This window comes from Bacillus sp. TE9106W (genome assembly GCF_054062215.1).
On sequence record NZ_JBSSFA010000003.1, the window covers coordinates 398,357 to 425,268 of the forward strand.

25 protein-coding genes, 1 pseudogene and 3 other annotated features are annotated in these 26,912 nt (G+C 36.2%); of the genes and pseudogenes, 7 read left to right on the forward strand and 19 right to left on the reverse strand.

The window, feature by feature from the left end; genetic code table 11:
• Nucleotides 1-12: 12 nt before the first annotated feature.
• Genes ACVWY7_RS08425 through ilvE form a run of 3 tightly spaced genes read right to left on the reverse strand, consistent with a single transcriptional unit; the run spans nucleotide 13 to nucleotide 2,856 of the window.
• The gene (locus ACVWY7_RS08425) at nucleotides 13-225 is read right to left on the reverse strand and encodes an ACT domain-containing protein (RefSeq protein ID WP_000019905.1); all 213 of its coding nucleotides are present in this window, start codon (nucleotides 223-225) and stop codon (nucleotides 13-15) included.
• The gene (ilvB, locus tag ACVWY7_RS08430; RefSeq protein ID WP_000438876.1) at nucleotides 222-1,934 is read right to left on the reverse strand and encodes an acetolactate synthase large subunit; all 1,713 of its coding nucleotides are present in this window, start codon (nucleotides 1,932-1,934) and stop codon (nucleotides 222-224) included. Before ilvB ends, ACVWY7_RS08425 begins: the two co-directional genes overlap by 4 nt.
• Before the next feature lie 22 nt (nucleotides 1,935-1,956).
• Nucleotides 1,957-2,856, reverse strand: coding sequence for a branched-chain-amino-acid transaminase (gene ilvE, locus ACVWY7_RS08435; protein WP_000528138.1), 900 nt, complete (start codon nucleotides 2,854-2,856; stop codon nucleotides 1,957-1,959).
• Nucleotides 2,857-3,007: 151 nt separating this feature from the next.
• Nucleotides 3,008-3,247 (reverse strand) — a binding site (T-box leader).
• Between the two features lie 68 nt (nucleotides 3,248-3,315).
• Nucleotides 3,316-3,561 (reverse strand) — a binding site (T-box leader).
• 258 nt (nucleotides 3,562-3,819) lie between these two features.
• Between ilvE and ACVWY7_RS08440 the strand changes: the two genes are divergently transcribed.
• Both ACVWY7_RS08440 and msrA read left to right on the forward strand, forming a co-directional pair.
• A complete protein-coding gene (locus ACVWY7_RS08440; RefSeq protein ID WP_105989792.1) occupies nucleotides 3,820-4,578 on the forward strand; it encodes an SDR family oxidoreductase in 759 nt (252 codons plus the stop codon).
• A gap of 91 nt (nucleotides 4,579-4,669) precedes the next feature.
• Complete coding sequence (msrA, locus tag ACVWY7_RS08445) at nucleotides 4,670-5,206, forward strand: peptide-methionine (S)-S-oxide reductase MsrA (RefSeq protein ID WP_001291879.1); 537 nt, start codon at nucleotides 4,670-4,672, stop codon at nucleotides 5,204-5,206.
• 168 nt (nucleotides 5,207-5,374) lie between these two features.
• On the opposite strand, the gene ACVWY7_RS08450 is transcribed toward msrA, so the two are convergent.
• Nucleotides 5,375-5,575, reverse strand: a complete 201-nt coding sequence (locus ACVWY7_RS08450) for a hypothetical protein (RefSeq protein WP_078439579.1) — start codon at nucleotides 5,573-5,575, stop codon at nucleotides 5,375-5,377.
• Between the two features lie 186 nt (nucleotides 5,576-5,761).
• On the reverse strand, nucleotides 5,762-6,049 hold the full coding sequence (locus ACVWY7_RS08455) for a hypothetical protein (protein ID WP_142395580.1): 288 nt from the start codon (nucleotides 6,047-6,049) through the stop codon (nucleotides 5,762-5,764).
• Nucleotides 6,050-6,409: 360 nt separating this feature from the next.
• On the opposite strand from ACVWY7_RS08455, the gene ACVWY7_RS08460 reads away from it, so the two are divergent.
• Complete coding sequence (locus tag ACVWY7_RS08460) at nucleotides 6,410-7,294, forward strand: NAD(P)-dependent oxidoreductase (protein ID WP_283092050.1); 885 nt, start codon at nucleotides 6,410-6,412, stop codon at nucleotides 7,292-7,294.
• Nucleotides 7,295-7,366: 72 nt separating this feature from the next.
• Here ACVWY7_RS08460 and ACVWY7_RS08465 read toward each other — a convergent pair whose 3' ends face one another.
• From ACVWY7_RS08465 to ACVWY7_RS08480, 4 genes are all read right to left on the reverse strand, one after another.
• Entirely contained in the window at nucleotides 7,367-7,750 is a 384-nt protein-coding gene (locus tag ACVWY7_RS08465) for a MerR family transcriptional regulator (protein ID WP_072192809.1), read from the reverse strand.
• Nucleotides 7,751-8,043: 293 nt separating this feature from the next.
• Nucleotides 8,044-8,685, reverse strand: coding sequence for a FusB/FusC family EF-G-binding protein (locus tag ACVWY7_RS08470; RefSeq protein ID WP_105989793.1), 642 nt, complete (start codon nucleotides 8,683-8,685; stop codon nucleotides 8,044-8,046).
• A gap of 110 nt (nucleotides 8,686-8,795) precedes the next feature.
• The gene (locus ACVWY7_RS08475; RefSeq protein WP_001015967.1) at nucleotides 8,796-9,482 is read right to left on the reverse strand and encodes a DUF421 domain-containing protein; all 687 of its coding nucleotides are present in this window, start codon (nucleotides 9,480-9,482) and stop codon (nucleotides 8,796-8,798) included.
• Nucleotides 9,483-9,661: 179 nt separating this feature from the next.
• Nucleotides 9,662-9,925, reverse strand: coding sequence for a CD3324 family protein (locus tag ACVWY7_RS08480; RefSeq protein ID WP_342718995.1), 264 nt, complete (start codon nucleotides 9,923-9,925; stop codon nucleotides 9,662-9,664).
• Between the two features lie 326 nt (nucleotides 9,926-10,251).
• Between ACVWY7_RS08480 and ACVWY7_RS08485 the strand changes: the two genes are divergently transcribed.
• Entirely contained in the window at nucleotides 10,252-10,956 is a 705-nt protein-coding gene (locus ACVWY7_RS08485) for a polysaccharide deacetylase family protein (protein WP_105989794.1), read from the forward strand.
• A 39-nt stretch (nucleotides 10,957-10,995) separates the two neighbouring features.
• Here the strand turns inward: ACVWY7_RS08485 and ACVWY7_RS08490 are convergent, their stop codons facing one another.
• Nucleotides 10,996-12,333 (reverse strand): sodium-dependent transporter, encoded by a 1,338-nt coding sequence (locus ACVWY7_RS08490; protein ID WP_001088195.1) that lies wholly within the window; start codon nucleotides 12,331-12,333, stop codon nucleotides 10,996-10,998.
• Nucleotides 12,334-12,633: 300 nt separating this feature from the next.
• Nucleotides 12,634-12,856: a binding site (T-box leader), on the reverse strand.
• A gap of 220 nt (nucleotides 12,857-13,076) precedes the next feature.
• Between ACVWY7_RS08490 and ACVWY7_RS08495 the strand changes: the two genes are divergently transcribed.
• Nucleotides 13,077-14,711 carry a putative polysaccharide biosynthesis protein gene (locus ACVWY7_RS08495; RefSeq protein WP_073522812.1) on the forward strand — a complete coding sequence of 545 codons (1,635 nt, stop codon included), beginning with the start codon at nucleotides 13,077-13,079 and terminating at the stop codon, nucleotides 14,709-14,711.
• Nucleotides 14,712-14,751: 40 nt separating this feature from the next.
• On the opposite strand, the gene ACVWY7_RS08500 is transcribed toward ACVWY7_RS08495, so the two are convergent.
• The 4 genes from ACVWY7_RS08500 to ACVWY7_RS08515 all read right to left on the reverse strand — a co-directional run bounded on the left by ACVWY7_RS08500 (nucleotide 14,752) and on the right by ACVWY7_RS08515 (nucleotide 18,387).
• Nucleotides 14,752-15,576, reverse strand: a complete 825-nt coding sequence (locus tag ACVWY7_RS08500) for a DUF4037 domain-containing protein (protein ID WP_073522810.1) — start codon at nucleotides 15,574-15,576, stop codon at nucleotides 14,752-14,754.
• 81 nt (nucleotides 15,577-15,657) lie between these two features.
• Complete coding sequence (locus ACVWY7_RS08505) at nucleotides 15,658-16,170, reverse strand: GNAT family N-acetyltransferase (protein WP_073522808.1); 513 nt, start codon at nucleotides 16,168-16,170, stop codon at nucleotides 15,658-15,660.
• A gap of 77 nt (nucleotides 16,171-16,247) precedes the next feature.
• Nucleotides 16,248-17,165 (reverse strand): cysteine synthase A, encoded by a 918-nt coding sequence (gene cysK, locus ACVWY7_RS08510; RefSeq protein ID WP_105989795.1) that lies wholly within the window; start codon nucleotides 17,163-17,165, stop codon nucleotides 16,248-16,250.
• A 10-nt stretch (nucleotides 17,166-17,175) separates the two neighbouring features.
• On the reverse strand, nucleotides 17,176-18,387 hold the full coding sequence (locus ACVWY7_RS08515; RefSeq protein ID WP_001149426.1) for an MFS transporter: 1,212 nt from the start codon (nucleotides 18,385-18,387) through the stop codon (nucleotides 17,176-17,178).
• A gap of 303 nt (nucleotides 18,388-18,690) precedes the next feature.
• Between ACVWY7_RS08515 and ACVWY7_RS08520 the strand changes: the two are divergent.
• Nucleotides 18,691-19,356: pseudogene (locus ACVWY7_RS08520) on the forward strand (ABC transporter substrate-binding protein); the annotation flags it as partial.
• A 41-nt stretch (nucleotides 19,357-19,397) separates the two neighbouring features.
• Here ACVWY7_RS08520 and hflX read toward each other — a convergent pair.
• The gene (gene hflX / locus ACVWY7_RS08525) at nucleotides 19,398-20,657 is read right to left on the reverse strand and encodes a GTPase HflX (RefSeq protein ID WP_000391878.1); all 1,260 of its coding nucleotides are present in this window, start codon (nucleotides 20,655-20,657) and stop codon (nucleotides 19,398-19,400) included.
• Nucleotides 20,658-21,140: 483 nt separating this feature from the next.
• Complete coding sequence (locus tag ACVWY7_RS08530; protein WP_000822219.1) at nucleotides 21,141-21,689, reverse strand: hypothetical protein; 549 nt, start codon at nucleotides 21,687-21,689, stop codon at nucleotides 21,141-21,143.
• A 181-nt stretch (nucleotides 21,690-21,870) separates the two neighbouring features.
• Here ACVWY7_RS08530 and ACVWY7_RS08535 point away from each other — a divergent pair, with 181 nt between their 5' ends.
• Nucleotides 21,871-22,854 (forward strand): beta-ketoacyl-ACP synthase 3, encoded by a 984-nt coding sequence (locus tag ACVWY7_RS08535; protein ID WP_456523744.1) that lies wholly within the window; start codon nucleotides 21,871-21,873, stop codon nucleotides 22,852-22,854.
• A 51-nt stretch (nucleotides 22,855-22,905) separates the two neighbouring features.
• Here ACVWY7_RS08535 and ACVWY7_RS08540 read toward each other — a convergent pair whose 3' ends face one another.
• From ACVWY7_RS08540 to ACVWY7_RS08550, 3 genes are all read right to left on the reverse strand, one after another.
• Nucleotides 22,906-24,171, reverse strand: a complete 1,266-nt coding sequence (locus tag ACVWY7_RS08540; protein WP_088118673.1) for an MFS transporter — start codon at nucleotides 24,169-24,171, stop codon at nucleotides 22,906-22,908.
• A gap of 235 nt (nucleotides 24,172-24,406) precedes the next feature.
• Nucleotides 24,407-25,201, reverse strand: a complete 795-nt coding sequence (locus tag ACVWY7_RS08545; protein ID WP_456523745.1) for a polyphosphate kinase 2 family protein — start codon at nucleotides 25,199-25,201, stop codon at nucleotides 24,407-24,409.
• An 89-nt stretch (nucleotides 25,202-25,290) separates the two neighbouring features.
• Nucleotides 25,291-26,733 carry a carbon starvation CstA family protein gene (locus tag ACVWY7_RS08550; protein WP_000627653.1) on the reverse strand — a complete coding sequence of 481 codons (1,443 nt, stop codon included), beginning with the start codon at nucleotides 26,731-26,733 and terminating at the stop codon, nucleotides 25,291-25,293.
• Between the last annotated feature and the right edge of the window lie 179 nt (nucleotides 26,734-26,912).

The following is a 26,912-nucleotide window of genomic DNA, read 5'->3' on the forward strand; positions in this document are numbered from 1 at the left end:
TCCATACACTCCTTATAATTTGTTTACTTGCAGTACATTGATTAACTTTTTCAACTGACCGATGAGTAATGTTGCTTCTTGTTCTGTACAAACTGCCGTTAACTCCATTTCACTTTCATTTAAATTTAATGAAGAAATATAATAACCACGCCGAGCAAAAATTCCACTTATGCGTAATAAGACATTTGGATCGTTATCGATAACTAATGAAAAAGTATGACTCATTCTTCCCACCTCTTCATAATCATTTCGTTATTCCCTTTATTTGGTGGAACCATCGGAAATACGTTTTCACCTTCTTCTACACAAAAATCAACTACGACAGGGGCTTTATGAGCAAATGCTTCTAACATCACTTGTTTCGCCTCGGTTGAATTTGTCGCTCTTAATCCTTTCACTCCATAAGCTTCTGCCACTTTCACAAAATCTGGCGATCCAATTTTCGACTCTGACAATCGGTTTTCATAAAACATTTCTTGCCATTGCCTTACCATCCCTAAAAATTTGTTATTTATAATAAATACTTTTACAGGAATATTATTTTCAGCAACTGTTTGTAGTTCTTGAATGTTCATTTGAAAAGAAGCATCGCCTGCAATACAAATGACGAGTTCTTCCTCTTTCGCAAGCTGAGCACCAATTGCCGCCGGAAAACCAAACCCCATCGTTCCTAGTCCGCCAGATGTGAGAAAAGTCCGTGGATTTTTCGCTTTATAAAAATGCGCAGCCCACATTTGATGCTGTCCTACTTCTGTCGTAACAATCGCTTCACCGTTCGTTAATTCGCTTACTAGACTAATAACATGCTGTGGTTTTAACTCCCTTTCTTTTTGGTTGTAGGAAAGAGGGTATTCCTCTTTCCATCCCTCGATTTTCGTAAGCCATTCATCTGTCTGTGTATCAATCGGCATATGTAACAACATATGTAACGCATTTTTCACATCTCCAACAACCGGATATTCCACAGTTACATTTTTATGGAACTCCGAAGAATCTATATCAATATGTACCTTTTTCGACTGCGGAGAAAAAAGTTCTAATTTTCCTGTTACACGATCATCGAAGCGAACACCTAAAGCAAGTAGTAGATCACATTCTGTTACAGCCATATTTGCAGCGTACGTTCCATGCATACCAAGCATTCCTAAAAACAACGAATCTCCCGGCGGATATGCACCCAGTCCCATTAAAGTGGAAACGACAGGAATACGATGCTCCCTCGCAAATTTGATGAGTTCATCAGATCCACCCGAATGAATGACACCTCCTCCAATATAAAGAAGTGGGCGTTTAGCTTTTGAAATTTCTTTAGCTACTTCTCTAAGCTTTATACTGTCTGGCATAGGCTCTATTTTGTATCCTGGAATCTCAATTACTTCATTATAAAAACTTGTTACATTTTCATTTTGGACATCTTTTGGAATATCAATTAATACTGGTCCTGGCCGCCCGCTTTCGGCGATGTAAAAAGCTTCTTGTACAATGCGTGACAAATGATTCACATCACGAACTTGATAATTATGCTTCGTAACAGGTACTGTAATCCCGACAACATCTGCTTCTTGAAATCCGTCTTTTCCGATGAGAGGTTTTGCAACTTGCCCTGTAATGACAACTAAAGGAATCGAATCCATATAAGCATCTGCTAAACCCGTAACTAAATTTGTCGCTCCTGGGCCAGAGGTAGCAAAGACTACCCCGACCTTTCCAGAAGCTCTCGCATATCCTTCTGCCGCATGAATGGCAGCTTGTTCATGACGAGTTAAAACGTGCTTCAATCCACTTCCGTATAACGCATCGTATACTGGCAAAATCGCTCCGCCTGGATAACCGAAAACAGTCGTTACGCCTAATTTTTTCAAACATTGAATAACGTGTCCGGCACCTGTCACTTCTTCACACTGTAATTTCTCACGTGTTGTATACTGCTCCATTTCAATTAACTCCTCTCCCTACCTACATTAAGCTTTCCGCCAGTCCTGGAACACGTACTCCTCTTTCTCTCGTTAACTTTTTAAATTCCTCTGTTAATTGTTTCGTTACACTTCCTGGTTTCCCATCTCCAATTTCTCTTGAATCCACCTTTACAACTGGAATTAATTCTGCTGCCGTTCCTGTTAAAAACACTTCATCTGCTACATATACGTCATGGCGAGTAAAGGGTCTTTCCTCACACGGAATATGAAGTCGCTCACATAGCTCAATAACACTATTTCTCGTAATACCTTCTAACGCTCCTAAATACGAAGGAGGTGTTAACACCTTTCCATCTTTCACAACGAAAACATTATCTCCAGATCCTTCACAAACATATCCTTGTTGATTTAACATAAGTGCCTCTAGCACTCCTGCTTGCGCCGCTTCAATTTTTACAAGTACGTTATTTAAGTAGTTCATTGACTTAATGCGTGGGTCCAATGCATCTGGCGTGTTGCGTCTTGATGCAACAGATACAACGCTTAATCCATTATCGTAAAATTCCTGAGGGAATAACTTTAATTGTTCTGCAATGATAATAACGCTCGGTTTCACACAACTTCTAGGATCGAGCCCTAAGTCACCTTTTCCTCTTGAGACAATTAACCGAATGTAGGCATCCGCATACTCATTTTTTTGCAACGTTTGTAAAACCGCTTCTTCCATTTCTTCAACCGTCAATGGGATTGTAAGTAAAATAGATTTTGCCGATTCATATAATCGTTTTACATGTTCTTTTAAACAAAATACATTTCCACCGTAACTACGAATTCCTTCAAATACACCGTCTCCGTATAAAAAACCGTGATCATATACTGAAACAACTGCCTTTTCCTTTTCTACAAATTCCCCATTCATATAAATGTACTGGTTTCCCATCTCACATCGCTCCTCTTTTTTTCTCTCTATTTTTGCAATCTATTTCTATATCGATTGCTGAGATGAGTATTTTGACAGAATATTCAGTATATAAATATTAAAAATATACTCGTCTCAACAATCGATTACTTACATACTTGTAGCAATCCATTGCTGAGACGAGGAAAATCGTGGTACCACTCAGCTTCCTTACACTTCTCACGAAATGTAAGCTCTGCAAGTCCAATTAGACTTTTGTTTTTCTATCGGAAACAACTCCGCTACTTTTTACTAGTTTCAAAAGTAGTACTCCGAGGTGATTTTCAAAGACTCGATTGTTACCACCCTCACAGCCTAGGGGCAGCTCTCTGAAACAATGCCTATCATTTACTCTCCTCTTCTACGCATTCTCTTATTCTATTTTTTTAAAATAAAAACTCTCGCCTCAGCAATCAACTACTACAATTTAGTAGCTTCGATTGCTGAGGCGAGAGTTTCGCGTTACCACTCAGCTTCCTTATACTTCTCACGAAATATAAGCTCTGTAGGTCCAATTAGACCCCCGTCCTTTTACCGGAGACGATGCCGCCGCCCTCTACTCAGTTTCCCTTTCGCAAGCGATGCTCCGAGGTGATCTTCAATGATTCGATTGTTACTACTCTCACAGCCTAGGAGTAGCTCTCTGAAACGATCATAATCATCTACTTTCCTCTTCTTTGCATATACAACATTTAAAGTTAGAAAATTCTTAATTAACTTTCATTTGTTAAACGTATTATAGGACGTTGTTCTTTTCATTGTCAACATGTTTTTCTAAAAAAAATAAAATTCAATCAATTTATGCGAAGTCTATTTATTTTTTCTCAAAACAAAACAGGAATGAACTTCTTACACATACTCATATATTACTTAAGTATGTCCGCATTACTACATAAAGAAAAATAACTTAAAAACATTTAAAATTTATGAGGAGATGAGAAAACTATGTTAAAAGGAAAAGTAGCATTAGTTACAGGAGCAAGCCGAGGAATTGGACGTGCTATTGCAAAACGTTTAGCAAACGACGGTGCATTAGTTGCTATTCATTATGGTAATCGAAAAGAAGAGGCTGAAGAAACCGTTTATGAAATCCAGTCAAATGGCGGATCAGCTTTTTCCATCGGTGCAAACCTTGAATCTTTACATGGTGTAGAAGCTCTTTATAGTTCTTTAGATAACGAATTACAAAACAGAACTGGTAGTACTAAATTTGATATTTTAATAAACAACGCTGGAATTGGTCCTGGTGCTTTTATTGAAGAAACGACTGAACAATTTTTTGATAGAATGGTTTCAGTAAATGCAAAAGCACCATTCTTTATCATCCAACAAGCTCTATCTCGTTTACGTGACAATAGCCGAATTATTAATATTTCATCCGCTGCCACACGAATTTCTTTACCTGATTTCATTGCATATAGTATGACGAAAGGTGCTATTAATACAATGACTTTCACACTAGCAAAACAGCTCGGAGCACGAGGAATAACTGTGAATGCAATACTTCCAGGATTTATCAAAACAGATATGAATGCGGAACTCTTGAGCGATCCAATGATGAAACAGTATGCCACTACTATTTCTGCCTTCAATCGCTTAGGTGAAGTAGAAGACATTGCCGATACCGCGGCATTTCTCGCTTCACCAGACAGCCGCTGGGTTACTGGACAATTAATTGATGTTAGCGGAGGATCTTATTTATAAAAAAGCATATATTTTCAAATCTTTTTTATTGCGCAATAAAACAATTTATATAATACTATATAAAACATATATATTTAGGAGGATTACAGCAATGTCCGAAAAAACATACGAACTTGCAACATTTGCAGGCGGTTGCTTTTGGTGCATGGTAAAGCCATTTGATGAACTTCCTGGTATTCATAAAGTACTTTCCGGCTATGCAGGTGGTCATGTAGAAAACCCAACATATGAACAAGTAAAAGCGGGTACATCTGGTCATTTAGAAGTTGTACAAATTACATTTGATCCTTCTATTTTTCCATATGAAAAATTATTAAATTTATATTGGCCACAAATCGATCCAACTGATGATGGCGGACAATTCTTTGACCGTGGTCCATCTTATCGCACCGCTATTTTTTATCATACCGAAACACAAAAAGAGCTTGCTGAAAAATCAAAACAATCTCTTGCAGAAAGCGGTATGTTTAAAGATCCAATTGTAACTGAAATTCGCCCGGCTGCACCTTTTTATGAGGCTGAAGAATACCATCAACATTTCTATAAAAAGAACCCAGAGAAATATGCTACTGAGCAAAAAGAATCTGGCCGTGAAGACTTTATAAAAGAAAATTGGCAAAAAAAATAATAAAAACGCATCGTGCTCTCTTTTCAAAGTGCGATGCGTTTTTATCTTTGAAAAAAGTACCATACAATGATGAGAACAACCGCTGTTAATGTCCAAAGTAATATTTCATTTTTCACTCTACTCTTTTTCTTAGTCATTTCATCTCCTCCTAATATCGATACAACCTATTCAAGATTTCCTCTGTTTCATTGTCCATCTTATATACGTGAATACATCCTTACAAATTCTTATAACAAGGCCACCAATGATTCCGATTGCAATTGAAATTACTAACGTCTGTCCAAAACTAAAAGATTTTGTATATGTTATGTAGAAAACAATGCACACAAGTAAAATATCTGGTAAAGAAAATAAAAGCTTTTTAAACAATTCTTCACCTCTCCTATGTTTTTTATAAATTATATCGTCTACTGTGGCTTTAAAAAATTCCATTTAGACACTCATTTTACGGAAAAAAATAAGAACCTCTTTTTAAAAGGGATTCTTATCTACATATCCTATTCCATAATTATTCCTAAAATAGAATAATATTACTAGTGATTTATTGTAAAATAACTATTTGCTAGGCAATCTGATATTACGCCAGCTACTTACATCGCATTGACCATATGTATTATCACATTCTGCTACCACCGTGCCGTCTGATTTCAGGCCGACTGTATGTACACATCCCACCGCTATTACCGTTCCATCCGGTTTAAGGCCAATAGTACGACGCCACCCCGTCGCTTCCACAGTATTATCACATTTCAGAGCAACGGTATGACCACGACCCGCTGCTATCATATCTTTAGACCACCGTTTCGCTTTTAACATTTCTTCTTTCGATGAAATGTAATTCATATTTACCTCCTTCAAAATAAGCAAATGTTTCAAAATATATCTTTTATCAAACTTTATTTCATTATCAAGACCTAAATCGTAAAAAGCCATAAATAATAAAGAGTGATACATATTAGTCATGGATAATATGTATCACTTTTCACTACTTTTCCGCAATCTCGCCCTTTAATGGAATAATAGATTACTTATAACTGGTTTGTTTAAATATTATAACCAAAATATTTTTGTTGACTCTGACACTGGTGTCATACTTTAGAATTAAGTTTGAACATCTGAAAGGAGGCATTTTCATTGAAGAAAAATGACCAAAGTGAGAAAAAACAAAATATCAGTCAAGTATCAGATACAGATGTATCTGTGATGGAGAACCCGCACCGTTCACCTGTTACAGTTATCGGCTTAGGTCCGATGGGCCAGGCGCTAGCTGGTGCATTCCTGATGAACGGTCACCCTACGACATTATGGAACCGAACTGCCGAAAAAGCTGATTACCTTATTTCTCAGGGGGCGACCCTTTCAAATTCAGTCACCGGCGCGGTCTCTGCAAGCCCCCTGGTGATCATTTGTGTTCTGGACTATAATGTCGTCCATGAAGTCCTTGGCCCCGTGGGAGATGCCCTGAAGGGACGGACACTGGTGAACCTCACTGCCGACTCGCCCAAACGTGCCCGTGAAATGGCCACATGGGCTGCCCAACACGGAGTCGATTACCTCGATGGGGCAATTATGACCCCTACTCCGACCATCGGGACACCTGCGGCTTCCGTCCTGTATAGTGGACCAGAATCCATCTTTAAGGTCCACCAACCGACCTTAGCAAGCATAGGTGGCACTACTTCTTATCTTGGGGCGGATCCTGGCCGGGCGGCGGCATATGATGTGGCCCTACTCGATCTCTTTTGGACATCCATGAGCGGTTACGCTCACGCTCTCGCACTTGCCACTGCCGAGAATATTCCGGCAAAGGAGTTCGCTGTCTATGCCCAGGGTATCATAGACATCTTGCCCGACATCATGGCTTATTTGGCAAGTGAAGTAGACTCCGGTCACTACCCTGGTGACAAGTCCAATATCATCTCAGCCTCGGCAGGAATGGAACACATCATCCATGCTGCTCAACACCACGGCCTCGACGTCAGCGTTCTGAGTGCTGCAATGGCCGTAACCCAGCAGGCCATCAACGAAGGCTACGGAACCGACGGATTCTCGCGCTTGACCGAACTGCTAAAGAAACCGTCTTTATAACATCATAGTCGTCTGTAGAGATCCCGGATCCCGCCATGATCGCGGACTGGGATCTTCAATTATTCCGTTGTTTCAACTAGGGGCATTTCCATTTCTCATTCTTCTTTTATCCGTCATTTGCATGATTTGTTTTTCCAACCGATGCTTTACAACATCCAATACACTGATTTGTTTGTTGATTTGATCCAGCTTCACTTGATAAGTTTCCAGCATTTCTTCACAAAATTCATAGTCTTCCGGACCATTATCCTCGCATTTCAATATTTCTTCAATTTGTTCCGTTGTCAGACCCAGCCCCAAATAAAGTTGGATAATTCGGATACGTTTGACGGCAGAATCATCAAACTCGCGATAATCATTTTCAAGGCGTACAGCGGTAATTAGATTTTTTTTCTCATAATGCCTTATAGATCGGACACTTGCACCTGTCTTTTTAGACAGCTCGCCGATTTTCAATAGAAACGCCTCCCTATTAAATATTCGATCACCTTATCTTATAATATGACATTAGTGTTACGGAAAATAATAACATATAGGTTTTTGTTTCATTGAAGTTGTGATGTAAGTGGTTCAGTTTTTCAAATAATCGTTCTAAAACTGATTGGGAGATATGGTCATAGGGTTTATTTTTTGATTTCCGTTTATCTATTGAACTAATTATCCTCTAATAATCATAGTACAGTTAAATTTTTAATCTACTTCTTCAAAAAATAAAAAACCTCCAGTTTAAGCACTAGAGGTCTTCCATTTTATTTCTTCAATCTCTCAATAAAATCCTGTAATTTATCAAGTGATTTCATATTCTGATTACAAGCTACACCATCTTTGCAAATATAGTTTCCCTTTTTCACGAAAGTTCCTGGTATATCACCTTTAATTTCAACTAAAAACATCCCTACTTCTTCATGTCCGTGACATAAAGAACAAATGCTCTTTTTATTTAAACTTTGAAACGTTCCTTGCAGACCAACAAACTTATTTTTATCATTTTTCGCTATAATAAATTTCCTGCTTGATCCTTTATCAATCCAGCTTAAATAAGATATTTCTTTCATGTCCATTTCTTCCATATCAGGAAGTTTCAACTTTTTCGCTTTAGGAAATAATTTTTTTAATGTTTGCGCTGTAACTTCCTGAAACGGAATGACATACGGATTTATTTTCAGTAAAAACGATTCTGCATCTTCTCTATTTTGAACTGTTAATACCGTATCAATTAACTCTTTCTGTTCATCCGTTAAATTCTCAAATACATGTATTATCTTTTCAATCGCTAGTGATTTTAACGCTTGAATTACACCTCTATCATTTGCCGTTGCATGCCCATTTGCTAAAATATAAGCTTGTGATTTTATAAAATTGTATTGATCACTTCTAATAAAAGCTTCCATCTTTATCACTCCATACAAATTGTTGATCTAGTTTTATTGTATACAAAGATTCAGCTTTTTGATATGTAAAAGATAACTTAGAAACGAATATTACATATTCTGATTATGTTCTACCGCTTCATTTCCTGACAAAAGAAACCCTCGTCTGTTTTCCATTCTGCATATAACACGTCTTCAAATTTAGTAATCCCTTTTTTCTTTATTTGTTTATACAGCCATCCTTCATCAAAACCTGCTTCCCTCAAATTATCCTTCACTACTTTCCCATCACTAATTAATGAAATTGGTAAGTATACAGGCTTATGTTTTAAGCTTAAATCATTTATAGTGGGAGATTCATATTTACTTTTTTTCAATACACTTATGTTTCCGTTAGGTTCTAATATCATATATTCAACTTCTCGAATCGAAAATATATCTTTTTGTTGCCTAAGCATTTGTTGTAATTGGTTAATATCCAAATGATTCGATTTTAATTGTTCTCTGTCAATATGCCCATTACGAATGATAATAGAAGGGTATCCTTCAAAGAACTTTCTTGTCCTTCTAAATTTTTGTGTTATTACTTCTATTGCGTAAATTAAAATTACCCATACAAAAACAGCGTATAAAATAGACCACACTCTCACCTCAGGATCATATACGGTGTTTCCAACGAGTTCTCCGATTACAATGGCAGAAATAAAATCAAAAGGTGTTAGCTGCGATATTTGTGTTTTCCCTAATATTTTAGTAGCAATCAATAAAACAAAAAAACCAACAAAAAGTTCTATCGTTATTTGCCCAAGATGATTCATAATCGTTCACCTTTCTGTAATATGTAATATAACATTTTTATTTCTATTCACATTTCTATACGATACAATTGTGATTCATTTTTTTCTATTATCATGCCCATTCACACCCCATATATCCAATACGGGTAAAGCAAAAAGAGTCTCGTTCAAAATAATATTTGAACGAGACTCTTTTATCTTCATTTAGAGTACACAATCTTTTTAATCGTTTCTCCGGAAAGAAAATACTCCTCTGCAAGTTGATGAATGGAAATCCCACTTTTAAATGCTTCTTTAATGGCTTTGTTTCTTTCATCTAGTTGTTTTCTTCCTCCAGATCGTGTACCCCATTTATAATGTTTTGTTTCTTGTTTTGGAATGTAAATTGTTTCACCTTGTATATACTTTTGAATTTCAGTAATTAAACTTTCTGGTAAAACTGCCTTAGCTTTTACGTATTTCATTTCTGCTCGCCCCTTATTTTTTATGTTTCATTTCAATAAGGTGCAAAGCCAAATATAAAAAATGATACGAGCTCATTTAGGCGATTGTATATTACTTGTCTACCTCACGCAAAGTATCGCCATTTCCATACTTGGCTTTGCATGAGACGCTGCAGTGTCCGGCAATTGAATTGTAATCGCCATTTAAACACCTCCTAATATACCTTTTTCATTACATTATATAATAAATTCCTTCCCCTTGCATCCACATCCTTTTTACAGCGTGAAATTACTTAATTTGATATAATACTTTTTAGTCCAATCAAAAACTATAGTGAGGTTGCTTTATGAAAAAGAAAATAATCATTACAATCGTTACATTATTCATTATTACTGTAGCATTGTTCGGAACGTATAAGTTGATGAACGCAAGAAGTCTTCAATTGTTTGGAGATTTAACAAATCGAGTAGAAACAAATGAAAAAGTGATTGCTTTAACTTTTGATGATGGCCCTACTAACAATGTAAAACAAATATTACCTCTACTAGATAAGTACAATGCGAAAGCTACTTTCTTTTTAATCGGAAATGAATTAGAGAAAAACCTATCGTTAGGAGAAGATATTGTACACTCTGGACACCAAGTTGGAAACCATACATATTCTCATAACAGAATGGTTTTTAAAACACCTTCTTTTATTAAAGAAGAAATAGAAAAAACAAATTCATTAATCCGCCGAATAGGATTTACAGGCGAAATTGATTTTAGACCACCTAATGGAAAAAAATTAATTGGACTACCATATTATTTAAATAAAAATAATATCGAAACGATTACATGGGATCTTGAACCTGATACTTTTTATAAATCTGCGGCAGATAAAATTGACTACGTTTCTAAAAATGTAAAACCAGGTTCTATCATTTTACTGCACTCTATGTATGATGAGTCTAATGTAAATTTACAGACTATCGAAGGTATTCTAGACTCTTTATCTAAGAAGGGCTATCAGTTCGTAACAGTAAATGAATTACAAAAAAGTGCAAAATAAAAAGGTAGCGTATCATAAAACGATACGCTACCTTTCTTTTTAAATAATGCCAAGTACATTTAAGAATACGATAATAATCGCAATTGGTGCGATAAAGCGAAGTAAGAATAACCATAATACGAATAATTTATAGCCCTTATTTTTACTTACACCAAGTTCTTTCATTAATACATCTTTCTTCATTTTTAATGGAACAAAGATGGAAACTAATAAAACACCAAGTGGCATTAGTACGTTACTAACTGCATAGTCCGCTAAATCAAAGACTGTCTTTCCGAAAATTTTCAAATCACCTAATATACCAAATGATAATGCTGATGGTACTCCAACAACGAAGATTAATAACCCTACAATTAAGGCCATTTTCTCGCGTTTCCCTTTACCTTTTGATGTTAACGACGCAACACTAATTTCTAGCATAGAAATAGCCGATGTAATCGTTGCGAAGAAGAACAGCAATAAGAAAATAACGAAGAACACTTTTCCGAACGCCATTTTACTGAAAATAGCAGGTAATACGATAAATAATAGTCCTGGTCCTTGCGATGGTTCTAATCCAAATGCGAATACAACTGGGAAAATTGCAAGTCCTGCAAGTAATGTAATGACAAGTGTTAAACCAACGATTGAAAATGCCGAACGCGGTAAACTTTCTTCCTTCGGTAAGTATGAACTATACGTTACCATTACTGCTACACCGACCGATAATGAGAAGAACGATTGACCCATCGCATATAAAATTACTTCTGATGTTACATTTGAGAAATCAGGTTGTAAGAAGAAACGAACCCCTTCTCCTGCACCATCTAACGTAAGTGCACGAACGATTAATACAAAGAATAAAACGAATAGCGCTGGCATGAAATATTTATTTACTTTTTCAACACCATTTTGTACACCTTTACTTACAATGAAAATAGTAATAAGGATGAATAATAGCTGTGATCCTACTGCTAAATACGGATTGGAAATGATTTCACCAAACGTAGCTTCGTATGCTCCATTTCCTTCCCATAGTCTACCTGTAATTGCATTCCATAAATATAATAAAATCCAGCCTCCTACAACACTGTAGAAAGAAAGTAATATGAAACATGTTACAATCCCTAATTTCCCTAACCATGGCCATAATGTTTTTGGTGCGATTTCTCTATACGCATCAACAGCCTCTTTTTGTGTACTTCTTCCGATAACGAATTCAGCTAATAATAGTGGTAAACCAATTAATAATGTGAAACCGATGAAAATAAGAAAGAACGCGCCGCCCCCTCCAATTCCGGCCATATACGGGAACTTCCAAATAGCCCCTAGACCAATTGCTGAACCTGCTGCAGCTAATACGAAACCTAATTTCGATGTCCATTGCTGTGAATTCATCTGTTAATCTCCTCTCTTTATCTTTTTCTGTTTTACAATTCAGTATTTATATTGTTCTATCCGTACTCTTTTCTAATACGCTCACTTCCTCCCTAATAATAAAAAACGCCCCTACGCAAATACGTAGGGACGACAAAAATATCGCGGTACCACCCTAGTTATGAAGATATAACAAAGTTAGGACCTAAATAAAAAACGCCCCTACGTAAATACGTAGGGACGATAAAATATCGCGGTACCACCCTAGTTATGAAGCACAACAAAGTTAGGACCTAAATAAAAAACGTCCCTACGTAAATACGTAGGGACGATAAATATCGCGGTACCACCCTAGTTGTGAAACAATCTTCACCACTTTATTTGATAACGGTATAAACTACCGTCTTTCATTTCCTCACAATGTGAGATTTATGAAAGATGCTCCAGGACGAACTTCATGAATAATCTATATGCTGATTCACACCAACCACCAGCTCTCTGAAATAGGGAGATATTCACTACTATACCCTTTCATTGCCCAAATATTATTTTCCGAATTGATTACTATCATTTTTATCACACATTAAAAATAGTGTCAACTTATATTTTGAATTTTTATGTATTACATTCTTTTTTTAAATTCGAAATGTGACTTTTAAATGAATAATATTAGAATATTTATGTTCTATACTACATTAATTTCTCTAATAAGTTTATAGTAGTATACGATGAATGCAAGACAGCACGAGTAGGAGGAAAGAATTTTGTCTACTTCAAAAGTTTTAAAAGGAACTGCTTTATTAAGCGGTGCGACAATGATTTCACGTATATTAGGTTTTATATACTTCTTCCCTTTTCAACTATTAGTCGGAACACAAGGGGTCGCTTTATATGGATATGCATACTCTTGGTACGGAATTTTATTAAGCTTTTCAACTGCCGGTATTCCTATTGCCGTTTCCAAATTCGTTGCAAAGCATAATGCGCTTGGTGATTATAGTACAAGCAAAAAATTATACAACTCTAGCGTAAAATTAATGCTGTTTATGGGCTTTTTAGGGTTTTTAGTTTTATTTATTGGAGCACCGTACATATCACAATTTATTATTCGCTCGAAAACGCCAGATCCACAATTTATCTCTGACGTAACACTTACGATGCGAGCATTAAGTTTCGCACTGATTATCGTACCAGCAATGAGTGTTACACGTGGTTATTTCCAAGGATTTCAACATATGAAACCAAGCGCTGTTTCTCAAGTCGTAGAACAAATTGCGCGCGTTGTTTTCATTTTAGTTGGTAGTTTCATCGTCTCAAAACTATTAGGAGGTTCCATAGCCTCTTCTGTTGCAGTTGCTACGTTTGGAGCTGTTATCGGAGCACTGGCAAGCGTCTCTATTTTAATGGTGTACTGGAAAAAATATAATGGATTAAAACCTCCCGAAGGCGAATTAAAATCAAGAGCATCCAATATCTCAATAAAAAATATTTATATAGAATTACTTCGATATGCAATCCCAATTGTATTTGTCGGCATCGCAATTCCGCTTTACACGTTAGTAGATCAATATACTGTAGCTGATGCCCTGAGAGCGATGGGAGAGCCTTTAGAAACAGCGAATGCCGTGTTCGCTTATATAACGAACTATGCCCAAAAGTTAATTATGATTCCAGCTTCACTTGCAACTGGATTCTCCTTAACAATCATTCCTGCTATAACGAAATCTTATACAAGCGGGAAACTAGAAGAATTACAAGAACAAATTTCAAAGATATTTCAAGTATTGTTATTCTTCACCATCCCGGCTGCATTTGGCCTTGCTAGCATCGCTTACGATGCATTCCGTATGGTTTATGTAAATCCTGAAATTGCACTTGGTGGATCACAATATTTAATTTCATTTGCACCTTCTGCTATATTAAGTGCGATTTTCACAGTTTCAGCTGCCATATTACAAGGAATCGATTATCAAAGAAAAACGATGATCGCTTTCTCAGTCGGTATTCTCGTTAAAGTTTTAGTAAATACACCGCTCTTACATTTATTTGGCGGACACGGTGCTGTACTTGGAACCATTCTTGGATACCTCGTTTCCAATGTTATTATGTTGTACTGCATCGTTAAGTTTGCGAAATTTAAAATTGGTGAAACAGCAAAAACAGTATTTCTTATTACAATTTACTCAGCAGCAATGTCTGCTGTTGTGATGGCATTAAAAGCAATTTTAACATGGTTAATTCCTGGACAATCTTATATGGAATCACTTCTCATTGTTGTTATATGCGGCGCTGTAGGAGGGATTGTTTACCTTTTATTCGTCTTAACGAGCGGACTTGCTTCACATATTCTCGGTGATAAGATTCAACGATTACCCGTACTAGGTAAATTAATTAAATAAAAAAAGAAGGGATGTAACGCATTGTTACATCCCTTCTTTCTTACTTCGCATATTGAATACGTTTTTGCTGTTCGGCAATATGTAATTCTGGAGCATGGTGTTCTACTAACTGTAATACCTCTTGGATTAACACTTCTAACTCCTGTACACTATACTCTGGTTTTCCTATTAATGCATTCGCCATACGCTCATATAAGTTTTCAGGCTTAATACTCATTCGGTCCACATTATTTGGCATCCATTTAAAGGCAGGATGATGCACATACATTCGGTTTAAACCAAATAAGACTCCAAATATATTTCTTTGTGCTTCACAAATAACATCATATAGCATAAGCCAGTCTTTTCGTTTTAAAAGCGCCTCTCGATTATGCCAGCGATTGCTTAACCAAAGATTTTCTGAAATCATCCGTTTCGCTAGATTTTCTAGATATGCTACCACTCTATCTTTTAATTCATTCACTTTCTCTCTCCCATACAAACTAACACCGTCATGAACGGATGATACGATACATTGCTTTTCATAACTTATATCATATTGATTCACCACATCAGAAATAACTTTCTCTACTGTTTCTGTTAAAAAGTTACTAATCTCTAATTTAATTCCTTCTTTCGTCAAATATGTTTCCGACCATTCTTCTTCCTCGTAAGGATAATATGACAAAATTGTCCCGTCAATACGATGAATAGGTCCCTTACGATCGTCATCCTCTGGCGGCATTGACCATAAAATATGTAATTCTATATCTGAATGTTCATCTTCTAACTTTCTAGCTACTGAACCCGCTAAAAGGATAGCCTCCACTTTCGGATTTTGCCTATAAATCTCCGACATTTCTATTGCTTTCTCTTTTAATCCCACTTCATTCCCCCCTATAATTGCAGTATATCATTACTTTTTTATTTATCTATTTTGATATTAACTTTTCAAATTCCTACTACATCATATTTCTACCCAATAACGCTGAACAATTTCACTTTTATGAGAAGAAACCACTTCATCTTCTAACACACCGCCAACCTTTTGAATCGTTTTAGCAGAGCCGACATTCGATTTATCACAAGTTATTAACACTTTCTTCAATCCTAATTTTTCTGCTTCATCTAGTGCAAGTTTCAATTGTTTTGTCGCGTAACCTTGGCGACGTTTATCTGGATGTACACTATATCCAATATGACCACTTTCTCGTAATAATTCTTCGTTTAATCGATGTCTAATATTTACAAAACCTATAAGTTCTCCTTTTTCAAAACTTAAAAACTGACTAGATGGTACTCGATTAGCCAGTAATTTTTCTCCTAGTTCCTGCTTTCTCACTTTTTTAAACCATTCATCGAGAGAATCAAAATTTTGTAGAGAACTACTGCCATGTGGTTGTTCATCAGCATGTAAAAACGCATCGCGATACTCCGTAATTTGTTCGCTATATTCGTATATTGGTTTTAATAATTTCATTGTGCTTCTCCTCTCTAAATAACCTACAACAAACCCCTTAATAGCTCTCTTTCACCATTAAGGGGTTTCTATTAATTTCATTCAAATAATCCCATACTCAAATAACGTTCCCCTGTATCAGGTGCAACACATAAAACTTTTTTACCAGTACCTAAACGTTTTGCAATCATAATTGCGGCATAAACAGAAGCTCCGGAAGACGGCCCTACTAATAAACCTTCTTGTCTAGCTAAGTTTCTCATTGTCGTTAAAGCCTCTTCATCTGCAATTTGAATAATTTCGTTATACACTTCTGTATTTAAATTTTTCGGGATAAACCCCGGACTTGTTCCTACTAGTTTATGAGGACCTGGCACACCGCCTGATAAAACGGGAGATCCTTTCGGTTCTACTACTGCAATATATAAGTTTGGTAGTTTCTCTTTTAATGTTTCCCCAGTCCCTGTAATAGTTCCACCAGTTCCAGCCGTTGCTACAAATGCATCAAGCTCTCCATCCATTTGTTCATAAATTTCAAGTGCAGTCGTATAACGATGAATATTCGGGTTTGCTGGATTTTCAAATTGCTGCGGAATAAAACTATTCGGAATTTCCTTTTGCAGTTCTAATGCCTTCGCAATTGCTCCTGGCATTCTTTGTTCTGCTGGTGTTAAAACTACTTCTGCGCCGTATGCTTTTAATAAATTTATACGCTCTTTTGACATATTATCTGGCATAATTAAAATCGCTTTATACCCTTTAGCTGCTGCATTCATTGCTAAGCCTATCCCTGTATTTCCACTTGTCGGTTCAATAATTGTATCTCCTGGTTTGATAAGACCATTCTCTTCTGCAACGTGCAGTAAATTATAGGCAGCACGGTCTTTCACACTGCGCGATGGATTAAACATTTCTAGTTTTACATACACATCTGCTGCGTCTGCTGGAATAAATTTAGATAATCTGACGACAGGTGTATCTCCTATTAATTCTGTTACATTTTCACATAATTTCATAGTGCATCCCCTATTCTATCGTTTTCTTATCACTTGGTAATAACCATGAAGTAAGTCCAATTAATGGTAAACAACTACATAGTAACATAATGAATTGTAGACTATATATATCAGCCAATTTCCCTAGAACTACAGATCCTAAAGCTCCGAGTCCAAATGCAAGCCCTACAATTAATCCAGATACCATTCCTACTTTTCCAGGTACAAGTTCTTGCGCATATACAACAATTACACTAAAACTACTTGAACTAATAAAACCGATACATAGAAATAACGGTACGACCCACGCGAGCGAAACGTGAGGTAGTAAAAGTGCAAGTGGCGCCGAACCTAGCATTGAAAATACAATAATTGTTTTCTTTCCAAATCGATCTGCTAGTGGACCACCAAAGAAAGTTCCTAATACACCGGCAATCATAAATGCGAATACGAAATACTGGGCATTTTTTATAGATAAACCGTAATGCTCAATTAAGTAAAATTGATAAAAATTCCCGATACCAGCACCATACCAAGAGCGTACAAAAGTAAGGAAAACAAGAAGTAAAATAACAAATTTAATATGTGTACTTACAATCGCATTTTCCGCCTCAAGCGCAGCCCTCTTTTTTCTCCTCACAGCGCCAGTCGCTAATTCATTCCTATACCAATTTGATACGAAAATTAATAATACAATCCCTACCGCTGCAAAGGCTGTAAAACCTAAAGAACCAATTTGCCCAAGCGGAACGAAAATTAACGCTGTAAAAATAGGAGCTAGAGAATTACCTGTATTTCCTCCCACTTGATAAATCGCTTGCGCTAAACCTCGTTTCGTCCCTGCCGCCATATAAGCAACCCGGGCACCTTCTGGATGAAAGACTGCGGAACCTAATCCGATAAATAAAACAGAAATAATAACAATAATAAAATTCGGTGCAAACGCGAGTCCAATCATCCCAAGCATACTCGAAAACATACCGAGCGGTAATAAAAATGGTGACGGCTTCTTATCCGAATACATACCAAAAACCGGTTGCATAATCGATGATGTCATATTTAACGCAAACGCAATCCACCCTACTTGCATATAGGATAAATTCATCGTTTTTTCCAAAATAGGAAACAACGCGGGCACAACTGCTTGCATCGAATCATTTAAAAAATGACCGAAGCTAATCGCAAATAATATTCGATATATTGTCGGTGTTTCTACTGTGTTCTTTTGCGAAACTGCCTGCATATATGAATCTCTCCTTCCTGTACAAAATATATATTTATTACAGTAGGTGTAATAAATTCTGACTTTTGAAACATTTCTATTCTATACTGGTTTCGTTTCTTTTTCCAGAAATATCACTTTTTACATAATATATTTTTTCTATATGTTTTATCGGGTTTATTTATAGAAATTTTCTATATTTTCTTTTATACTAAGGCAGAGATGAAGGGAAGGATGACAGCTATGAAGAAAAAAACTAAAGGAATCGTCGCGCTCTCGATCACATTATCTATGTTTTTAACAGCATGCGGTCAAAAACAAGAGGCAACAACGATTTTAAACAATGGTTCTATACCTGCGAATGCATTCGTTCCGAAAGGATTCGTAAAAGGACCTGACAATAAAGATTTTCGCAGTACAAGTCATGTAAAAGTAGAAACAAATGTGAAAGAAGCTAAGAAACTATGGGAAACTGCGAAAAAAGAAACAAACTTACAAAACACTTCCCTTTCAATCATAACAACTGATGAGTCTAACGATAAAAAAATTAGTGAATTTTTAAAAGGTGAACTAGAGAAAAACTTACCTGGACTAAAAATCACATTACACCCACTTCTAGTAAAAGCATTTTTAGATCGTGAAGGAAATGGCGATTTTGAAATTTCACTTTCTACTTGGGGACCAGATTATCCTGATCCTACAACATTTTTAAATATGTTCGTCACAGACGGACCGTTTAATAAGATGAGTTACTCAAACAAACAATACGACGAATTAATTGAGAAAACGAGCTCTACTTTAGTAATGGACTTACCAGCACGTTGGAAAGCGTTCCAAGATGCTGAGAAAATCTTACTTGAAGATGATGCAGCCATTGCTCCAATCTTCCAATCAGGTCTTGTATATTTAGAGCGTCCAACAGTAAAGGGTGTTGTTATTCGTCCATTTGCAGGAATTTATTCTTATAAATGGGCCTCTATTACAGAATAAGAAAAAGGCGATCCTAACATATGTTAGAATCGCCTTTTTTATTAAATCGCAAAACGCTTATACTTTTCGTAATCACTCGTCTTACATTCTACTTCTAGTTTCGTACCTTCGTTTTCATAACTCGTAGATAGAACGTGCGCATGAGTATTGAAATAAGAAACTACCTGCCCTTGATCATACGGAATTAGCATTTCACACTTCGTATACTCTTTATAAATGTGTGAGCGAATCATTTCGACAAGTTCTTCAATTCCAACATGTTTCTTCGCTGATAAATAAACGCGGTCTTCTTGTACTTTCGGAATTTCAACATCTACCATATCTGATTTGTTATAAGCATAAATGGTTGGGATATTTTCTACTCCAATTTTCTTTAACGTTTCATTTGTAATATCAATTAACTGTTCATAATTTGGATTTGCGTAATCTACAACGTGAATAAGTAGGTCCGCTTCCGCTACTTCTTCTAACGTTGAACGGAATGCTTTCACAAGGTGATGTGGTAATTTACTTACAAATCCAACTGTATCTGTTAATAAGAATGATTTGTTATCTGGCAAATCAATATTTCGCACAGATGTTTCTAACGTCGCGAATAACATATCTTTTTCAAACACTTGTTTTTCTTCTGTACCATTGTAAATTTCAAGCATCGCATTCATGGTCGTTGATTTTCCTGCGTTCGTATAACCTACTAATGCTACAACAGGAATTTCATTTTTCTTACGTTGCTTTCGCTGCGTTTGACGCTGGGCAACAAGTGCTTCTAAGTCTTTATTTAAAACTGAAATTTGTTCTTCAATTTTACGACGGTCTAACTCTAATTTCTTCTCACCGACACCTTTATTTTTCGTACCAACTCCGCCGCTCTGTCTTCCTAACGATTCACGAAGACCGATTAAACGTGGCATCATATATTGAAGGTGGGCTACTTCTACTTGCAACTGCGCTTCTTTCGTTTTCGCACGTTGCGCAAAAATATCTAAAATTAATATGGTACGGTCAATTACTTTACAATCTAAATCCGCTTCTAAATTTCGGATTTGTGAAGGCGATAATTCATCATTAAAGATGACCATATTTGCATCTACTTCATTTACATAGGCTGCTACTTCTTCAATCTTTCCTTTTCCAATATAATGGGATGGATTTACTCGTTGTAAATTTTGCGTCACTTGTCCAATTACCTCTACATCACAAGCTTCTGCAAGATTCGTTAGCTCTTCCATCGAATATGCAAAATCATCTTCATTACCTAAATTTACTCCAACTAAAACTGCTCTTTGTAATAATTCTTCCATATATTTATTCCTCCATTTCGATTACGTAAAATAAAAAACACAGGTCACTGCCTGTGTTTTCGTAAACGGATAAGGGTTCACCAAAGAAATAGAAGAAAGCTACGCTTTCATCCTATCTCATAGTCAAAAAGTCCCAAGGTCATATACGTATCCACAATAAGTGTTCACCTATACGATCCCATTCTATTTATAAAGGCAAAACAAAAAGAGGGCGTATTCGTCCCTCCCTCTTTTTCACATATAAGCTTAATAAAGGGTTCCTTTAAAATAGGCAGACCAATCCCGTTCACTCTGTACACAGACAGAGCCTTTGAGCGCTATTCAATTATTGGCACAAAGTCTTGAGACGTAATCTGATTAAGATCAAAGGAAGCCCCTCCGTTCATTTTAAGTTACATAAAGTGTAGCATAAGTAATTCGCTTTCACAAGGTTAAACCACCTATAGAAACAGAAAGAAATTCTTTATATATTTACTTTAATCGTCATTTTTTGCGCATTCTTCTTACACTAAAAATCACAAGAGCTACTATCAGTAACAGACCTACAGAAAGAGTAACAACTTGCCACCAACTTAAACCGTTCAACATGTCATCCTTTAAATCGACTTCCTTCGTTGGAACAGACTCTTTTGCAATTTGACTTAAAGCTACTTTGTCCGCCCCTGCCTCATCTAATCTCTTCGTTCCACTGCACATAGATGTCTCTAACTGTCCTTCTCCTCTATAAGAAGAAAAGACTAAATACTCTCCTCCCTCCGTAAAAGGAAACGTACAGCTACTAAAACTTGTATATATAATAACTTGCGAAGAGCTTGTCCCTTTCCAAATTTTCTTCACTTCAAATAATATTTCCATTTTTCCGCCCTTCTCTTGAACTTCTAATACCTTACCTTCAAACACTACATTAGTTTTTTGTAACCTCTCTTCTGGTGATACTTTCATACACTCACAAGCGTAAGACTTCTCTGGTAAAACAATAAGAATAAAGCTGCAAATAATGACAACAGGAAATATATACAAAATTCTTTTCAAAGAGCCCAACTCTCTTCATTATCAATTTTTAAAACTTCTCGTATACTATTTTTACACCACTCGCCAAATTCCTTCATAGTAAGTTAAGCATTCTAGTTTCAATAAAATAAAAGTCTTTATCGACATTTTTATAACCCAGTGTTAGTATCAGGTTATAAAAATAAAGTTAGGAGCTGTTCCTATGAATTCTAAATCCCGTATTACTGCAATTGGTACTCATGTTCCAAATCAAATACTCTCTAATCATGATTTAGAAAAAATGATTGATACAAATGATGAATGGATTGTACAAAGAACAGGAATGAAGGAAAGAAGAATTGCTAGCGAAGATGAATACTCCTCACACTTAGCCATTAAAGCCATTGAAAATTTATGTACAACATTTAAAAAGAACTTAGAAGATATCGACTGTATCATTGTCGCTACTACTACTGCTGATTACGTTTTCCCTAGTGTTGCTTGCCAAATACAACAATACTTCAACATACCTCATACAATGGCATTTGATTTAAATGCCACTTGCGCTGGTTTCACATATGGCTTGCACGTCGGTAATAGCTTGATTACTTCTGGATCGCATAAAAAAGTACTTGTCGTAGCGACAGAGACATTATCAAAAGTTACTGATTACACCGATAGAACGACGTGTATTTTATTTGGCGATGGTGCTGGAGCTATTTTATTAGAAAGAGATGAAAACAAACCGAGCTTTATTGCGTATCATATGGGCACAAATGGGCACGGTGGTATTCATCTATACCGAACAAACTTATCTACTACTATGAATGACACCCCACTGCAAACAAATGAAAAAATCGTTCAAAATGGAAGAGAAGTATATAAATGGGCAACACGCACAGTGCCAGCAGGTATAAAAGAACTATTACATACCGCAAATATGCAAATAGATGATATAGACTGGTTCATACCACACAGTGTTAACTTACGAATGATTGAATCTATTTGTGAGAAAACCGAAATTCCAATCCAAAAAACTTTAACGAGTGTAAAATACATGGGAAATACATCTTCAGCTTCTATTCCACTCGCTCTAGATTTAGCTAGAAAAGGAGGAAAATTAAATAATGGAGATACACTTTTACTATACGGATTCGGTGGTGGTCTTACGCATTTAGGGCTTATTGTGGAATGGGATTTAAGCTAAACATATAAAAAAGAGGTTCTAGTTAGTAACTAGAACCTCACTTCAATTTCGTTATCCTTTTCGGGACCATATCACAACAGGGATAAGCATGAAAGCTAAAACGCCCCCGGCTAATGACAATGCCGCATAACTTGAATTTGCTACTACCATTCCTGACATCGCTCCACCTGAAGCTCCCGCTAGTGCAATAAATACATCTATCTTTCCTTGTGTTTTTGCACGTGTCGAAGGTATAGTTGCATCAACAATTTGAGCCGTACCACTTATTAAACCAAGGTTCCATCCTAATCCAAGTAAAGCCAAAGCAACAATTAATAGTATTAAAGAATCGCTCGGTGCTAGCGCAGCTATGACACCTGCTGCTAGTAAAATTACTCCGCCAGCTATACTCATCGTAGTTCTACCAATTTTATCAATTAGCATTCCCGTAACGAGAGATGGAAGGTACATTGCACCGACATGAAAACCAATCACAAGTCCTACAGCACTTAAACCGTGACCGTGGTGCCCCATATGAACTGGCGTCATCGTCATAATTGCAACCATCACGATTTGCGTAAGTATCATTACGATAGCTCCAACTGTAATACCTCGTTTGTTTTCTGTCGCTTCTTCTGTTACTGGTTGCCCTTTATATGTATGCTCTTGTTTATATGTTTCTATCATATTAGCAACAAGTAACGGATCTGGACGTAGCATAACAAATAGGACAAGACCCGCCAGTATAAACGCCACTGCTGATAATATGAACGGACCAGCAAGTTCAGGAATTCCAATTGAATGAGCAAACCTTCCCATTACACCTACTAAATTCGGACCAGCGACTGCACCAAAAGTCGTCATTACCATTGTAATACTAATAGCAGTTGCTCTTTGCTTCTTATTCGCTAAATCCGTTCCAGCATAACGAGCTTGTAGATTTGTAGCTGTACCGGCACCGTATATGAGTAAAGAAATAAGTAAAAGAATAATGCTATTTGTTAAAGCTGCTAATACAACTCCAATCGCTCCAAATCCACCTACCATAAAACCTGATGCAAGCCCTATGCGGCGTCCATGTTTTTGCGATAACTTTCCAACAAAGAAAGCCGCTACCGCCGATCCCATCGTAAACATAGCAGCTGGTAATCCAGCAAATGCATCTGTCCCTAGCATTTGCTGAGCAAGAAGTGCACCTACTGTAATTCCAGCAGCTAACCCAGCTCCGCCGAACATTTGTGAAATACTTACGATTATTAACGTTCTTTTGTATAATTTTTGTTGCTCTTCTTCTGTATACATACGATTACTTATTAAAGCATCTGCTGTATCTATCATTTCCTCACCCTCTCTATAAAACTAGTCCCCCTTGTTAATGTACTATAGAACAACAAAATCCCCAAATTTATAACTCTTAAATTTATTTATATTTTGTTGCTCCTCCATTTCAAATAATAATCTTCTAATTTTTAACAGCACTTAATGATAAATGCTTCTAAATAAAAAACACCCTGTAATTTTGTCATTCAAAATTACAGGGTGGCTCTACTTTATATTATTTTACAACTACATCTTAATTCGTTTCAAAATCTTCTGTCTTACCTTCTTTCATCTCATAATAATACGAAGGTAATTCTATATTATGTTCTAACAGGTAATCCTCAATTAACGAAATAATTACTTTCAACGTTTTCAATCTAGCGTATAATTTATCGTTACTCGCAATAATTTGCCACTTCGCATTTGGCTTATTTGTTTTTTCAAACATTTCTTCTATTGCTTCAACATACTCGTCCCATTTTTCACGGTTACGCCAATCTTCATCTGTAATTTTCCATCTTTTCAAAGGATTGTTCTCTCTATCTTTAAACCTCTTTAATTGTTCATCTTTACTAATATGATAGAAGAACTTCCCGATTATATAATGATCATCTGTTAATAGTTTTTCAAAATCGTTGATCTCGTCATACGCTCTCGTCCACTCTTCCTTTGTAGCAAAACCTTCAACACGCTCCACTAACACACGGCCGTACCATGAGCGATCAAAAATAGTAATTTGCCCATACTGAGGTAGCTTCCGCCAGAAACGTTGCAAGTAGTGGTATCGTTTTTCATGAGGTGCTGGTGCTCCAATTGGATTTACTTGAAACCCACGTGGATCAAGATGTTCCGTCACTCGTTTAATTGCTCCGCCTTTTCCAGCCGCATCCCAGCCTTCCATAACGAGCATAACTGCAATTTTTTCTTCTTTTACAATTTGCTGCAACGCTAATAAGCGCCTTTGATATTTTTCAAGTTTCTTATTGTACTTAGATTTTGATTCAATTCTTTTCGTTACATCTACTTTAGCAAGAACTCCATTTTCCATAAAACAAATCCCCCTTGTTGTATGACATTGTTATTTTAACATATTATTGGAAATTTTTTCACATTAGAAAAAACTGTGTAGAAAAATCTCTACACAGCTTCCTTCTCTAATTGCACATCTACTTCAATATTCTCATTTTTATTTTTCATGGCTTTCATAAAGAATATAGCAGTTAATATAACGGTAATAACTGCACCTATAATATAAGATGTGTTTAACGGGATATTAAAACCAATTTTCGCATTTAAAATATAAATAACAGTCATAAGCGTCATAAATATCGCTGGAATTAAGGAAACAACATACGGCTTTCCTTTTATGAATAAATACATTGTTCCAATCCATAACGCAATTGCTGCAGTCGATTGATTAGCCCAAGAGAAATATCTCCATAATAGTGTGAAATCAATTTTCGTTAAACCATATGCAATTACAAACAACGGAATTGCAATAATTAAGCGGTTTTTCAATTTCGTTTGCTCAAAGTTAAAATAGTCCGCAATGATAGAACGTGCCGCACGGAATGCGGTATCACCAGATGTAATTGGTAATACAATTACTCCGATAACAGCGATCGTTCCGCCGACAGCACCTAACATTGTCTTCGAGATTTCGCTTACAACCGCAGCTGGTGTACCTGATTTAATTAACTCATTTAATTCACCGTATGAGAAAATACTCATCGCGGCCGCTGCCCAGATCATCGCAATAACCGCTTCTGCAATCATCATGCCGAAAAATACATATCTGCCGTGCTTTTCAGTTTGAAGTGTCCGTGAAATAATTGGTGATTGTGTTGCATGAAATCCTGATAAAGCACCACATGTAATTGTCAGCATTAATAATGGAAAAATCGGCGCATTATCTGGATGCATATTTTCAAACGTTAATTCTGGGATAGGAGAACCTTTTATTATCATCATTCCCCCTATGCCAATAGCACTTATTAGCAATAATGCACCTAATACCGGATAAATCTTTCCAATAATTTTATCAATCGGCAAGATTGTAGATAAAATGTAATATACGAAAATAACGGATAAAATAATAGTTATTGACACTTTCCCTTGCAATACAATATCAAGTAATGATGCTGGTGTTGTAATAAACACAGTTCCTACTAATACTAACAGCAACAGTGAAAAAACATTTACAATGTGTCTCATTGCATTTCCTAAAAACTTCCCTGCTAATTCAGGAATATGTGCTCCTTTATTTCGAATAGAAATCATCCCTGTAAGATAATCATGAACAGCCCCTGCAAAAATAGCCCCTATTACAATCCAAACAAATGCAACCGGTCCATATAAAGCACCTAATATTGGTCCAAATATAGGTCCAGTACCTGCAATATTTAATAATTGAATCATAGAATTCTTTCGCCTATCCATAGGTACATAATCTACTCCATCTTGATTTACATAGGCTGGTGTCTTTCTTTTGTAATTGACTCCAAATATCTTTTCAATAAACTTTCCGTATGTTAAATAACCAATTATCAATACGACGATTGATACTAAAAATGTAATCACTACGATCCCCCCTTTATAGAAAACGCTTTCTTATTTCCATATAAGGAAACGTTTTCAAATTTATTCTAGCATATTTAATTACATTAAATAAACAGTTTATATAGAATTTTTAGTATATTACTTTTTGTAAGATGATGATTCCTAGCCCGATATACACACCCCACTTACATTATATGGTA